The sequence below is a fragment of the Nocardia sp. NPDC006044 genome, from assembly GCF_042871115.1.
Classification (GTDB): domain Bacteria; phylum Actinomycetota; class Actinomycetes; order Mycobacteriales; family Mycobacteriaceae; genus Nocardia.
Genome location: NZ_JBIAID010000004.1, coordinates 555921 through 568899 on the forward strand (window position 1 = coordinate 555921; position 12979 = coordinate 568899).

The window sequence follows — 12979 nt, forward strand, 5'->3', positions numbered from 1 at the left end:
GATTGCCGATGGCACTGGTCGAGCCGCAGCGAGTGTCCGGGGGAGCCGACGAGCACGGGCATCTGGAGGAGTTCCGCAGCGATCCGATCGCGTTGATGCGGCGGGTCCGGGCCGAATGCGGAGATGTCGGCGCGTTCGAGCTGGCCGGGCGGGATGTCATTCTGCTGTCCGGGGCCGACGCTAACGAGTTCTTCTTCCGGGCCGGTGACGAGGAACTGGATCAGGGTGCGGCCTACCCGTTCATGAAGCCGATCTTCGGTGACGGCGTGGTGTTCGACGCGAGTCCGGAGCGGCGCAAGGAGATGCTGCACAACCAGGCGCTGCGCGCGGATCACATGCGCGGGCACGCCGCGACGATCGCCGCGGAGGTGGATCGGATGCTGGCGGGATGGGGCGACGCGGGGGAGATCGATCTGCTGGAGTTCTTCGCCGAGTTGACCATCTATACGTCGTCGTCGTGTTTGATCGGGCGCAAGTTCCGCGCGGAGCTGGACGGGCGGTTCGCGCGGCTGTATCACGAGCTCGAGCAGGGAACCGACGCGCTCGCCTACGTCGATCCGTACGCGCCGATCGAGAGCTTCCGTCGCCGGGACGCGGCACGGGTGCGACTGGTCGAGCTGGTGCAGGCGATCATGGACGGGCGGGCGGCGAAACCGCCTGCCGGCAAGGGGGATCGGGACATGCTCGACGTGCTGATCTCGGTCCGGGACGAGCAGGGCGCGCTCCGGTTCTCGGCCAGCGAGATCACCGGGATCTTCATCTCGATGATGTTCGCCGGGCATCACACCACCTCGGGAACCGCGGCGTGGACGATCATCGAATTGTTGCGGCATCCGGAGGTTCTGGGTTCGGTGGTGCGTGAACTCGACGAGTTGTACGCCGACGGATCGGAAGTCAGCCACAATGCCCTGCGGCAGATTCCGAATCTCGAAGCGGCACTGAAGGAAACGTTGCGGCTGCATCCGCCGCTGATCATCCTGATGCGGATCGCGCGGGACGAGTTCGAGGTGTGCGGGCATCGGATCGCGGCGGGGGACATGGTCGCCGCGACGCCTGCCATCTCCAACCGCATCGCGGCGGACTTTCCGGAGCCGGACGCGTTCGATCCGGCGCGATATCTCGACCCGCGACAGGAGGACATCGCCAATCGGTGGACCTGGATTCCGTTCGGGGCGGGCCGGCATCGGTGCGTAGGGGCGCCGTTCGCGTTGATGCAGTTGAAGGCGATCTTCTCGATTCTGTTGCGGGACTGGGAGTTCGAGTTGGCGCAGCCGTCGGATACCTACCGCAACGATCACTCGAAGATGGTGGTGCAGCTGCAGCAGCCGTGCCGGGTGCGGTACCGGCGCCGGCGGTCATAGATAGGACTGCGCTCTGTTTGGACGAGCGCGCCACATTTCCCTGATTCGGCCGCCCTGCCGGTCGGTTTTGCGGTACTGCGTTGGGTGCGGCAGCGTCGGTGCTGGGCGCGGAATCGAATCGAGGAATCATGACCATTGCGCGTGGGCTGCTGATCGGCGGCATGGATGTTCCGGCCGAGGGCGGCCGGACTGCCGAGGTGATCACCCCGCATACCGGAAACGTGTACGCGACGGTGGCCGCCGCCTCCGTCCCCGATGTCGCCGCCGCGGTGGCTGCCGCGGCCGCCGCGGCGGGGCAGTGGGCCGCGTCGAGTCCGTTCACGCGGCGCAAGATCTTTCTCGATGCCGCCGACCTGCTCGACGCCAGGCTCGAGCAGGCGGTCGCGTCGATGGCCGGCGAGACCGGCGCCACCTTCGGCTGGGCGGCATTCAATGTGTCGCTGGGCGCCAACATGTTTCGTGAGGCCGCCGCGGCGGTGACCGCGCCGCGGGGTGAGGTGCTCGCCGCCGAGCAGCCGGGCGCGCTCGGCCTGGCGGTGCGCGAGCCGCTCGGGGTGGTCGCCGCGTTCGCGCCGTGGAACGCGCCGGTCATCCTCGGCACCCGGGCGGTCGCCGCCGCGCTGGCCGCCGGAAATGCCGTGGTGCTCAAGCCGAGTGAGGCCGCGCCGCTGTCGAGCGGGCTGTTCATCGCCGATATCCTGCGCGAGGCCGGCTTGCCGGACGGCGTGCTGAATGTGGTGACCAACGATGTGTCCGACGCCGCCGAGGTCGCGCGGGTGTTGATCGGTGACGAGCGGGTGCGGGCGGTGAACTTCACCGGTTCGACGAAGGTCGGCCGCATGATCGGAACCCTTGCGGCACAACATCTCAAGCCCGCGGTGCTGGAGTTGGGCGGCAAGAACTCGGTCATAGTGCTTGCCGACGCCGATGTCGACTACGCCGTGCAGGCCGCGGCTTTCTCGATGTGTGCCAACGCGGGACAGATCTGCATGTCGGCCGATCGGTTGCTGGTGCACGAGTCGGTGGCGGAGGAGTTCACCGGCAAGCTGGTCGCGGCGGTGTCCGGGCTCCCGGCGGGCAATCCGGAGGATCCGGGCACGGTGGTCGGACCCTTGGTCAGTGCGGCCGCGGCCACGCGGGTCGCCGGGTTGATCGCGGATGCCGTCGGCCGGGGCGCGAAAGTGCTTGCCGGTGGCGGTGTTCCGGACGGTGCGCAGCATCCCGCGACGTTGTTGACCGGGGTGCCGCGCGAGGCGGAGCTGTATCATGCCGAGTCGTTCGGCCCGGTGTGCGTCATCGACACCTTCGGCACCGACGCGGAGGCTGCCGACAAGGCCAACGACACCGAGAACGGGCTGTCCGCCGGGGTGATCACCGAGAACCTCACCCACGGCCTGCGCGTGGCCCACCGGTTGACGACGGGCATCGTGCATATCAACGATCAGTCGGTCGGGGACGAACCGCAGGCGCCGTTCGGCGGGGTCAAGGGTTCCGGTTACGGCCGGTTCGGCGGCCGCTGGGGTATCGAGGCGTTCTCCAATACCCGCTGGATCACGCTGCTCACCCGGCACGCCCAGTTCCCGGGCTGAGCGCTATCGGGTCAGTCGGCCGAGAAGAGACGCGGCGCAGGCAATTCCGAGGACCGCCGACACGACGAGGACGACGAGGTCGAGCCAGAGGTGGTAGGTGCCGCCGACGAGCAGGCCACGCAGGGCGTCGACCTCGTAGCTGAGCGGATTCACGTGACTGATCACGCGTAACCAGGCCGGCATCAGGTCCAGCGGGTAGAGGGCATTGGAGGCGAAGAACAGCGGCATGGTAATCGCCTGACCGATGCCCATCAGGCGATCGCGCTTCACCACCAGGCCCGCGATCGTCATGGACAGGCAGGCGAAGAACGACGCGCCGAGGAGCACCGCGGCCACCGCGCCGATCAGCTTCAGTGGGTTCATCGTCATGTGCACGCCCATGATCAGCGCCAGCACCACGATGATCAGCACCTGCGAGACGGCGCGAACGCCGGCGGCGAAGCATTTGCCGGTGATCAGCGCGGCGCGGGGTGTGGGGGTGACCATGAGCTTGTTGAGGATTCCGGCGTCCCGGTCCCAGATCAGCATGATGCCGTAGAAGATCGCGATGAACAGCGCCGACTGCGCGATGATGCCTGGCGCCAGGAAGTCCAGGTAGGGCATGTTTCCGGTGGGGATGGTGTGCAGCCGGGCGAAGGTGGTGCCGAAGATCAGCAGCCACAGCGCGGGTTGCACTGCGCGCGTGACGAGTTCGGTGCGGTCGTGGCGCAGCTTCTGCAGCTCGACGAGGGCGAAGGTGCCGATGCGCGAGCCGAGGGTGAGCAGCCGCGCGAGGCCGTGCGGCGCCAGGCGAAGAGGTGGATGGTCAGCCGGCGCGTTGAGCGGTACGGCGGGTGCTTCGGACACCGCGCAACCCTCCTTCGGTGGTCGAGTCCTCGTCGAGGTCGGCGCCGTGATGGCGAAAGACGTCTTCGAGGGTGGCATCGGGGCCGAGGGCGGCCTTGAGTTCGCCGGGTGAGCCGACGGTCTGCAGCTTTCCCCTGTGCAGCAGGGCGACTCGGTCGCAGAGCAGGTCGGCCTCGGCCATGTAGTGGGTGGTGAGCAGGACCGTGGTGCCGAACCGGTGGCGCAGCTCGCGCACGCGATCCCAGACGCTGTCGCGGGCAATGGGATCGAGGCCGACGGTGGGTTCGTCGAGGACCAGCAGGGCGGGGCGGTTGACCAGGGCCTGGGCCAGTTCCAGCCGGCGGACCATGCCGCCGGAATAGCTCGAGGCGAGACGGTCGGCCACGTCGAGCAGGTCCATGGCGGCCAGCACTTCGGTCACCCGGGCGGCGCGTTCCCGGCGCGGGACGTCGAACAGCCGGGCGAACCAGGTGACGTTCTGCCGGCCGGTGAGCGCACCCTCGATCGAAAGTTGCTGGGGGACATAGCCGAGGTTGTACCGGATATCGATGTCGCGGCGGCCGCCCTCGAAGCCGAGGATTCGGACCGTGCCCTCCTCGACCGGCATCAGGGTGGTGAGCAGGCGGATCGTGGTGGTCTTGCCCGCACCGTTGGGGCCGAGCAGGCCGAACACTTCGCCTCGATCGATGCGCAGGTCCAGGTGGTCCACCACGGTGTGCTCGCCGTAGCGGTGGGTGAGGCCGCTGCATTCGACTGCCGGGGAGTTATCGGGTGGGGCAACGGAATTCGATCTCATCTGCGCGTCCTCTGTTCGTGTTCGTGCAGGATCCCGGTGAGCTTGCCGACGACCTCCAGGCCGCGGATCAGCTCCGCGCGTTCGGCGGCGGTCAGCTCCGCCAGCGCGGTCGCGACCAGATCGTGTCTGCGCCTGCGGGTCTCGTCGACGGATCGCTGGACCGGACCGGGCAGGCTCAGCCTGGTCGCGCGCCGGTCCGCCGGATCCGGTTCGCGGACCAGCAGTTCCGCCTTCACCAACGCGGTGACGAAGGTCGACACGCTGTTCGGGGCGAGCCCCAATTCGACGGCCGCCGCCTTCACCGAGATGTGCGGGTTGCGGCCGACGAGGCGCAAGAACTCCGCCTGCGCCGCGCTGACCCCCGGTTGATCGAAGGATCGCCCGACCAGGCGGGCCAGCTGCCTGCGAAAACGGCCGAACGTGCTCATCAGCCGCCCGACCAGTTCCGCTTCCTCCACACCGCCATATTAGCTCTGAATCAGAGCTAAATCCAGGGCGCGTTGCATCGGCAGGCCTGGCGCCGGCCGGTCAGGCGCCGGCGTGCGGGGGCAAGGGCGGGAGTTCGAGGTTGTCGCGGAAGGTGTCGCCTACGTAGTCGGTGCCGACGATGTTGCGGCGGCGCAGTTCTGGGAGGAGGCCGTTGAGCAGGAAGTCCCGGGTGCGGGGGTGGGCGAGGCCGCCGAGGCTGATGACGTCCAGGACACCCGCGTCGTAGCGTTCGGCGATGGCGTCGGCGAGCTGTTCGGGAGTGCCCGCGGCGGCCCAGTGGCCGGTGTCCTTGGCGGCGATGATCAGCTCGCGCAGCGTTTTGCCGGAGCGGGCGAAGCCGCTGAAGATCTCGACCCGGCCGCGGCGTCGGTGCACCGAGTTCACTTCGGGGAGAAGGTGTTCCGGGATCGGTTTGTCCAGCGGTAGGTCGGTCAGATCGACGCCGCCGCCGAGCATGTCGGCGAGCGCGAGGCGGCCCGCGTCGAAGTCGGTGGCCTCGTCTCGTTCGCGGACCAGTTGGCGGACTTCGGCTTCGGTGGAGCCGTAGGTGGTGTGGAACGAGCTCATGATCAAGGGCAGGCCGTCGGCCCGGCCCAATTCGGCGGCGCGGGTGCGGATCTTCTTCGTGTAGGTGATGGCGTCGTCGAGGGTCGGCAGCGAGGTGAAGACCACCTCGGCGAAGCGCGCGCCGAGTTCGATGCCGGCCTCGGATTGGCCGGCTTGGAACTGCACCGGGCGGCGCTGCGGCAGCGGCGGGATGTTCAACGGGCCGCGGACGGTGAAGTGCTTGCCCGCGTGGTCGATCGGCCGGACCAGGTCGGCGTTCAGGATCGCGCCGCCGTTCCCGTCCGAGGTGAGGGCCCCGGGGTGCCAGCTGTCGAACAGTGCGTTGACGATCTCGAGGGATTCCGCGGCGCGCGCGTAGCGTTGCTCCGGAGACGGCAAATCCTGGTCGCCGTAGTTCTCCTCGCCGACCGAGGAGGTGACCGCGTTCCACGCGGCGCGGCCGTTGCTGACGTGATCGAGCGTGCCGAACAGGCGGGCCAGGTTGAACGGGTGGTGGAAAGTCGTTGTCACGGTGGCGATCAGGCCGATATGAGTGGTGACCGAACTCAGCGCGGACACGAAGATCAGCGGCTCCTGCGCGCCGATCGCGCCCTGATTCCCGAAGCTGAGCAGGTCCGCCGCGAACAGCGCGTCGAACTTGTCGGCTTCGGCGAGTTTCGCGATCTCGACGGCCGAGGCCAGCGTGGATTGTCCCGGATCCAGCGCGGCATTGTAGATATCCGTCGAACCACTCACTCCAGTAACGGTTTTCAGCGGCCGTCGCCGTGTAGCACCCACCCTTCGACGCTAGGGTGCCCGGTCGCGGGCCGCGATGGTTACCCTCGGCGTGAACGAAATCGCGTCGGGTAATCCTCCGCGCGTCGGGACGACCTGCCCGGCCGCGTGCGGCACCATCGAGGCATGCACATCGATCTATCGGGACGACGCGCAATAGTTTCGGGTTCGAGCCAGGGAATCGGGCTGGCCATCGCCACCGAGCTGGCCAGGTCGGGTGCCGCGGTGATCGTAAACGGACGGGACCGGGCGAAAACGGAGGCCGCGTGCGCGACGATCGCCGACGAGGTGCCCGACGCCGTCGTCACCGCGGTCGCCGCAGACCTCGCGTCGGCCGCGGGCGCCGAGATACTGCACGAAGCGGCCGACGAGGTGGACATTCTGGTGAACAACCTCGGCATCTTCGGAGCGAAACCGGTGCTCGAGATCGATGACGACGAATGGCGGCGCTACTTCGAGGTCAATGTGCTCTCGGCGGTCCGGCTGATCCGGATGTACCTGCCCGGCATGATGGCTCGCGGTTTCGGCCGGGTGATGAACATCGCCAGCGATTCGGCGGTGGTCACGCCGCTCGAGATGGTGCACTACGGCACCACCAAGACCGCGCTGCTCGCGGTGACCCGTGGTTACGCGAAAGCCGCTGCGGGAACCGGGGTTACCGTCAATTCGGTGATGGCGGGCCCGACCCATACGCCGGGCGTGGAAGATTTCGTGCGCGAGCTGGTCGGCGACGAATTGCCGTGGGCCGACGCGCAACGCGAGTTCATGCGGGAGCACCGCCCGTACTCGTTGATCCAACGCCTGATCGAGCCCACCGAAATCGGCAACATGGTCGTCTACCTCAGCTCGGAATTCGCCTCCGCGACCACCGGCGGGGCTGTCCGCGTCGACGGCGGCTACATCGACTCGATCCTGCCTTGACGGGCTCGCTCAATCGAGCATGCCCGCGATCTTCCGGACGGTGTTGCAGTTGCGGATGGTCATGCGCTGGGAGGGGCCGGGACCGGCCAGTTTGGAGATGCCGGTTTTGTTGACATCTTTGCCGTCGAAGGCCCAGAGGATCGCGCCGGGAACGTATTTCACAGTGTCGATTCCGTCCTTGGCGGGCAGTTTCTCGACGATGTCGGGGGAGTCGATGTCGGCCCACAGGAACATCACGTTGCAGCCCATCGACTTGCCGTGGACCCAGTTGTCCGGCAAGGCGTCGGTGATCTTCTTGTACGCGGTTTTCGTGAGGGTGACGGCGTCCACCTTGAAACCGAAGGTGTCCTTGATGATTTTCTCCACCGAGTCGTTCACCTTGGCGGTCGACAGCGAACTCTTCACCAATACGTTGCCGGAATTGATGTAGGTTTTCACATCGGTGAATCCGCCCTCTTCCAGGGCTGCTTTGAGGTCGGCCATGCTGACCTTATTCTTGCCGCCGACATTGATGCCTCTGAGCAGAACGACATATTGCATGGGCCGGATTTTACGCGAAACGCAGTCCGGATGTCACGATTCGGCTACCGAAGTCGTTGACCGCCAACGCATACCGGCCGGGGTGCGGCGGACAGTCGCCGGCGAGCGACGCGCCGCGAAACGCCGATGTTGCTGGATGGAAACTATGACTTTGTCGGTACCCGATGGGATGCTTGGCTGATGGACTGGAAAATCGAGCTCATCGCGATCCCGGTGACCGACGTGGATCGTGCCAAGGACTTCTACACGAAGATCGGTTTCACTCTCGATCAGGACAATGCCCAGGGTGATCTACGGTTCGTGCAGCTCACCCCGCCCGGCTCGGCCTGCTCCATCTGCCTCGGCAAAGGCATGCCGCAGGGCGAACCCGGCAGCGTCCGCGGCGTCCACATCGTGGTGGCCAGCGCCGATGACGCCTACAAGAAGTTGCTGGACGCGGGCGTGGACGTGAACCCGGTCGAGGAACTGAGCTGGGGCAGGTTCGTCTACTTCGCCGATCCGGACGGCAACGAGTGGGCCGTCCAGGAGCTGCCGGTCAAGTAGCGCCGCGGGCCTCGTGCGGTGGTGGGTGTCCGAGCGGCACGCCACCACCGGCATGACTTCGCGGCCTCGAACCGGTCGCTACCCGGTCAACGCCCAGTCGTTGATGGAGAATCGTTCGCCGAGCGCCCTGGCGTCGACCATGTACTCGCTGATCTCGGCGGCCTTGGCCGCCAGATACTTGTCGCCGGTGCCCTCGCAGATCCGCAGCAGCCACTCGTAGGTCTTCTCGGCCGGTACCTCGTAGTCGAAGTGGACCTTGGCGAGCAGGAAAAGGATGTCCTTGAAGTTGCGGCGATCCACCACCGGGGTCAACCCGAGCAGTCGCTGCTCGTGCGCGCCGGTGAAGGTCCGCCGCTGCCGGATCTCCGGTTGAGCGTCGCGGTCGTAGGTGCCGCGCTCGCGGAAGATCGCCGCCTCGTCCCGGTCCGCGTCCAAGACGAAATCGACGCAGATCGATTGACGGGACACCGTCGAGAAATTCACCGCCGAATGCACCGCCGCCGCGTCGAGGTACCACAATTCGCCCGGCCGCATCCGGAAGACGTGGTCGCTGTCGGAGTGGAAGGCCTCCGGATTGTCCTCCAGCACCATGAACGTGCGGAAGTAGTTGTCGTTGTCGCGTTCCAGTTCGACGAAGTCGCGATGTGGCAGCACCATGGCATCGATGAGATTGCGGGCGCGCACCATCTTGACCCGGTTGCGGTCGAAGACCGATTCCACCAATTCGGTGAGGTAGGTGGTCTTGCGTCCGTGGTCGGTGGTGATCGCGGCGCCCTCGATGTCCCGGTATTCGGTGTCGTCGGTGAGTCCGCTGCTGTTGGCCAGCGAGATATTCTTCCAATATCCGGAGGAGAATTCGTCGTATTTCTCCTCTACCCGCGGCACGCCGGCCAGGTAGTCCAGATCGGACGCTAAACGATCCTCGTCCAGGTCGATACGAGCAATGATATGTGACCGCATGTGCCTTCCCTAGTGTAATTCGAGGCTCCATCGATACAGAAGTGTCGATACAGAAGTCCCGATCAGTGATTTACCGATGCACGAATCCCGCCGAGGCCGAACCGGCTACGCAATCGTCGTGTCCACCTCTCCGTTCCCGGCCTCGGGCGGCGACGCGGAATTGCCGGCCATCGCCGCCAGCAGCGCGTCGAGTTCGGCCTCCGGCAAACTCGCGATCCAGTTGTCGTCGTCGACCTCGAGCCCGCCGGGCGCGTCCTGGTCGAGCTCGCCGAGCAGGTCGGCCATCGACTGGAGGTTCGAGTGGAGGAACAGCGTCTCCATCGGTACCTCCAGGCCGAAGCCGGTGCGAATGCGTGACACCAGCTGGACGACCATGAGCGAATGTCCGCCGAGCTCGAAGAAGTTGTCCTCGGCGCCGATCCCGTTGACGCCGAGCATGTCCGCCCAGATGGCCGCCAGCGCGATGGCGGTCTCGCCCTCCGGCGGCGCCATCGAACCGCGCGACTTCGCCTCGGTGCGTTGCAGTGCCGCGAGGGTGCGCTGATCGATCTTGCCGTTGCTGGTGAGCGGCAGTTCGTCCTGGACCAGGATGGCGGTGGGCACCATCCAGTCGGGCAGGGTGCGCAGCAACGCGCGCCGCAGCTGGGTCGGGGTCGGCGCCTGATCTTCGGCGGGGACGACGCAGGCCATCAAGGCCTTGGTGCCCACCCGGTCGTCGGCGACGAACACCGCGCACCGCGCGACCTCCGGCAATTGCACCAGCGCGGAATGGGTTTCGCCGAGTTCCACCCGGTGGCCGCGGATCTTGAACTGGTGATCCGCGCGGCCTAGATAGGCGAGCTCGCCGTCGCGGCGGCGGATGGCGGTGTCGCCGCTGCGGTACATGCGGGCGCCGGGCTGCGAGCTGTACGGGTCGGGCAGCATGCGCGCGGCGGTCATGGCCGGGGCGCGCTGGTAGCCGAGTGCGACGCCGGCGCCGCCGACGAAGATCTCGCCCGGGATGCCGGGCGGCACCGGCTCGAGCTCGTCATCGAGCAGATACAGCGTCAGGTCCGGCAGTGGCCGGCCGATCAAGGACCCGGACTGGTCGGCGTCCGCGCCGGACAGTCGCCGGAAGGTCACGTGCACCGTGGTTTCGGTGATGCCGTACATGTTCACCAGCTCCGGCTCGCGGTCACCGAAGGTGCGGAACCACTCGTGCAGGGTGGCGAAGTTCAGTGCCTCGCCGCCGAATACGACGTAGCGCAGCGACAGCTCGACCGATCGGTCGACCGCGACCTGGGCAAGCTGGGCGAAGGCGGAGGGGGTTTGACTCAGCACCGTCACCTCCTCCCGCGCGAGCAACTCCAGCAGCGCGTCCGGCACCCTGGTCAGCCACTGCGGAACCACCACGACCCGGCCGCCGTGCAGCAGCGCACCCCACAGCTCCCAGACCGAATAGTCGAAGGCGTAGGAGTGGAACAACGTCCAGACGTCGCGTTCGCCGAGGTCGAACACGTGCTCGGCCGCGGTGAATAGCCGCAGCACGTTGGCGTGGGATACCACCACGCCCTTCGGTGTGCCGGTCGATCCGGAGGTGTAGATGATGTAGGCGGGAGCGGACGGCGGCACGACCGCGCTCACCACATCGGTCGGTGCGTTCGCGAGTTCGGTTGCCCGCCAGTCCAACCCGATGATCGGAGCCGAGGTATCCGGGAGCCGGTCGGTGAACTCGGGCGCGACGAGCACCGCGCTCACCGCGCAGTCGGTGAACTGGATCGAGATCCGGCTAGACGGACTGTCCGGATCGATAGGCAGATACGCCGCACCGCATTTCAGCACGGCGAGCACGGCTGTCGGCAGGTCTACGGTTCGATCGACCAGGAGGCCGACGATCGATCCAGGCTTGACCCCATGGCCGGCAAGGACATTCGCCAGGCGGTCGGACCGCAGGTCCAATTCAGCGTAGGACAGCCGAGTGTTCTCATCGCACACCGCGATCGCGTCCGGCCGGTGCACGGCCTGGTAGCGGAACCGTTCGTGCAGCGCGGTATCGACCGTGCCGAGTTCGGTTCTGCGATCGCCGACCAGATCGTCGCGCTCGGCCTCGGTCAGCAGCGGCACCGTGCACAACGGGCGATCGGGGTCGGCTGTTCCCTCCTCCAGTAGCCGGATCATCCAGCGGCCGTAGGTCTCGATGGTGGACTCGTCGAACAGCGCGTCGTCGAACGGGAAGTATCCGATGACCCGGTCGTCTTCGCACCACAGCTCGACCATCAGGTCGTAATGCGTTACACCGCCGTCCAATTCGGCGAAGTCGACGTCCAGCCCGAGCAGGTCCGGCGGCCGTGGCGCGGCATCGCGCAGGCTGAACGAGGTCTGGAACACCGGCGTCACGCCGGGCACCCTGGCCGGGGACAGCTCCCGGACCAGCATGTCGAAGGGCAGATCCTGGTTGATCAGCGCGCCGGCGAACACGTCTCGTGTGCGTTGGATGAGCTGCCGCAAGGACGGCCGGTCGTCGAGCCGGACGCGGACCGGCAGCCAGTTCAGGAAGTAGCCGAGCAGCTGTTGCAGCGCGGGTTGCGAGCGGCCGGCGATGGGCACGCCGACCACCAGGTCCTGCTGCCGGGTCAGCCGGGACAGCAGCGCGAAGTAGACGGCGAGAAAGACCACGTTGAGCGTGGCGGAGTTCTCCTTCGCCAGCCGGCGCGCGGCCGCGCTGAGCGGCACCGAGAACTCGATCGGGCAGAACCTGCCCTGCGAGGTCCGAATCGCTTGCCGCGGACGGTCGGTCGGCAACTCGAGCAGGCCGGAGTAGCCCGCGAGCTGGGTCCGCCAGAAGTCGAGCTGGCGCTCGAGCGACTGCTTGTCCAGGATTTCCCGTTGCCAGTAGGCGAAGTCCGGATACTGCACGTCGAGCGGCGCGAGGGTGACCGGCCTGCCGAACTCGCCGGAGTAGTACGCGCCGAGCTCGGTGAGCAGGATGCCCAAAGACCAAGTGTCGGAAACGATGTGGTGCTGCACGAGGAGGAACAGATGGTCGTCGGCGCCGATCTCGTACACGTCGCAGCGCAGCAGCGGGCCGGTGAGCAGGTCGAACGGCTCGCCCACCGACGCCGAGGCATGGTCCCGCGCGGCCTGCGCCGGGTCGGGCAGATCCCGGAACGGATGCACGACCAGCGGCACGTCCATCCGGTCGAGCACGACCTGGCAGGGGTTGTCGTCCCGCAGCACGAGTACCGTGCGCAGAGCCTCGTGCCGCTCGACCACCCGGGCGACGGCTCGGCGCAGCGCCTCGACATCTAGCGGGCCGCGCAGCCGTAAAGCGGTGGGCACGTTGAAGATCTGGCGCTGGGTGAACAGTTCGTTCATGAACCAGAGGCGCTCTTGTTCGAACGACGCCGGTATGTGGGTGAGGTCGGCCGGTCGCCGGCGGATGGTCCCGGTCGGGTCCGCGCCGCGGTCGGCCATGATGCGTTCCACGAGAGCCCGCTGCGCGGGGCTGAGGGCGGCCAGTCGCTGCTGTAGGGCGTCGGCGGTGTCGTCTCGTTGCTCGATCATCTCCCCGTTCCTCTCCTATCGCCTCGGCAAGCGCCGTCCGCGGCCGTCGT

At 67.1% G+C, this 12979-nt stretch carries 11 protein-coding genes; 4 read left to right on the forward strand and 7 right to left on the reverse strand.

Going from position 1 to position 12979, the window contains the following annotated elements; all coding sequences use genetic code 11:
- Window positions 1-8: 8 nt before the first annotated feature.
- Both ACFYO1_RS33720 and ACFYO1_RS33725 read left to right on the forward strand, forming a co-directional pair.
- A complete protein-coding gene (locus tag ACFYO1_RS33720) occupies window positions 9-1361 on the forward strand; it encodes a cytochrome P450 (protein WP_387240133.1) in 1353 nt (450 codons plus the stop codon).
- Window positions 1362-1489: 128 nt separating this feature from the next.
- The gene (locus tag ACFYO1_RS33725) at window positions 1490-2950 is read left to right on the forward strand and encodes an aldehyde dehydrogenase family protein (RefSeq protein WP_387240136.1); all 1461 of its coding nucleotides are present in this window, start codon (window positions 1490-1492) and stop codon (window positions 2948-2950) included.
- 3 nt (window positions 2951-2953) lie between these two features.
- Here the strand turns inward: ACFYO1_RS33725 and ACFYO1_RS33730 are convergent, their stop codons facing one another.
- The 4 genes from ACFYO1_RS33730 to ACFYO1_RS33745 all read right to left on the reverse strand — a co-directional run bounded on the left by ACFYO1_RS33730 (window position 2954) and on the right by ACFYO1_RS33745 (window position 6425).
- Complete coding sequence (locus ACFYO1_RS33730) at window positions 2954-3796, reverse strand: ABC transporter permease (RefSeq protein WP_387240139.1); 843 nt, start codon at window positions 3794-3796, stop codon at window positions 2954-2956.
- On the reverse strand, window positions 3756-4592 hold the full coding sequence (locus ACFYO1_RS33735) for an ATP-binding cassette domain-containing protein (RefSeq protein ID WP_387240142.1): 837 nt from the start codon (window positions 4590-4592) through the stop codon (window positions 3756-3758). The genes ACFYO1_RS33730 and ACFYO1_RS33735 overlap by 41 nt, the downstream gene beginning before the upstream one ends.
- Window positions 4589-5050: a MarR family winged helix-turn-helix transcriptional regulator gene (locus ACFYO1_RS33740; protein WP_387240145.1), complete on the reverse strand. Its 462-nt coding sequence runs from the start codon at window positions 5048-5050 to the stop codon at window positions 4589-4591. Before ACFYO1_RS33740 ends, ACFYO1_RS33735 begins: the two co-directional genes overlap by 4 nt.
- A 70-nt stretch (window positions 5051-5120) precedes the next feature.
- Entirely contained in the window at window positions 5121-6425 is a 1305-nt protein-coding gene (locus ACFYO1_RS33745) for an NtaA/DmoA family FMN-dependent monooxygenase (RefSeq protein WP_387240148.1), read from the reverse strand.
- 123 nt (window positions 6426-6548) lie between these two features.
- Here ACFYO1_RS33745 and ACFYO1_RS33750 point away from each other — a divergent pair, with 123 nt between their 5' ends.
- The gene (locus ACFYO1_RS33750) at window positions 6549-7343 is read left to right on the forward strand and encodes an SDR family NAD(P)-dependent oxidoreductase (RefSeq protein WP_387240151.1); all 795 of its coding nucleotides are present in this window, start codon (window positions 6549-6551) and stop codon (window positions 7341-7343) included.
- A gap of 9 nt (window positions 7344-7352) precedes the next feature.
- On the opposite strand, the gene ACFYO1_RS33755 is transcribed toward ACFYO1_RS33750, so the two are convergent.
- Window positions 7353-7883 (reverse strand): DUF1697 domain-containing protein, encoded by a 531-nt coding sequence (locus tag ACFYO1_RS33755; RefSeq protein ID WP_387240154.1) that lies wholly within the window; start codon window positions 7881-7883, stop codon window positions 7353-7355.
- Between the two features lie 180 nt (window positions 7884-8063).
- Between ACFYO1_RS33755 and ACFYO1_RS33760 the strand changes: the two genes are divergently transcribed.
- A complete protein-coding gene (locus ACFYO1_RS33760) occupies window positions 8064-8426 on the forward strand; it encodes a VOC family protein (protein ID WP_387240157.1) in 363 nt (120 codons plus the stop codon).
- A gap of 78 nt (window positions 8427-8504) precedes the next feature.
- Here ACFYO1_RS33760 and ACFYO1_RS33765 read toward each other — a convergent pair whose 3' ends face one another.
- On the reverse strand, window positions 8505-9386 hold the full coding sequence (locus ACFYO1_RS33765) for an aspartyl/asparaginyl beta-hydroxylase domain-containing protein (protein WP_387240160.1): 882 nt from the start codon (window positions 9384-9386) through the stop codon (window positions 8505-8507).
- 105 nt (window positions 9387-9491) lie between these two features.
- On the reverse strand, window positions 9492-12929 hold the full coding sequence (locus tag ACFYO1_RS33770) for an amino acid adenylation domain-containing protein (RefSeq protein WP_387240163.1): 3438 nt from the start codon (window positions 12927-12929) through the stop codon (window positions 9492-9494).
- Between the last annotated feature and the right edge of the window lie 50 nt (window positions 12930-12979).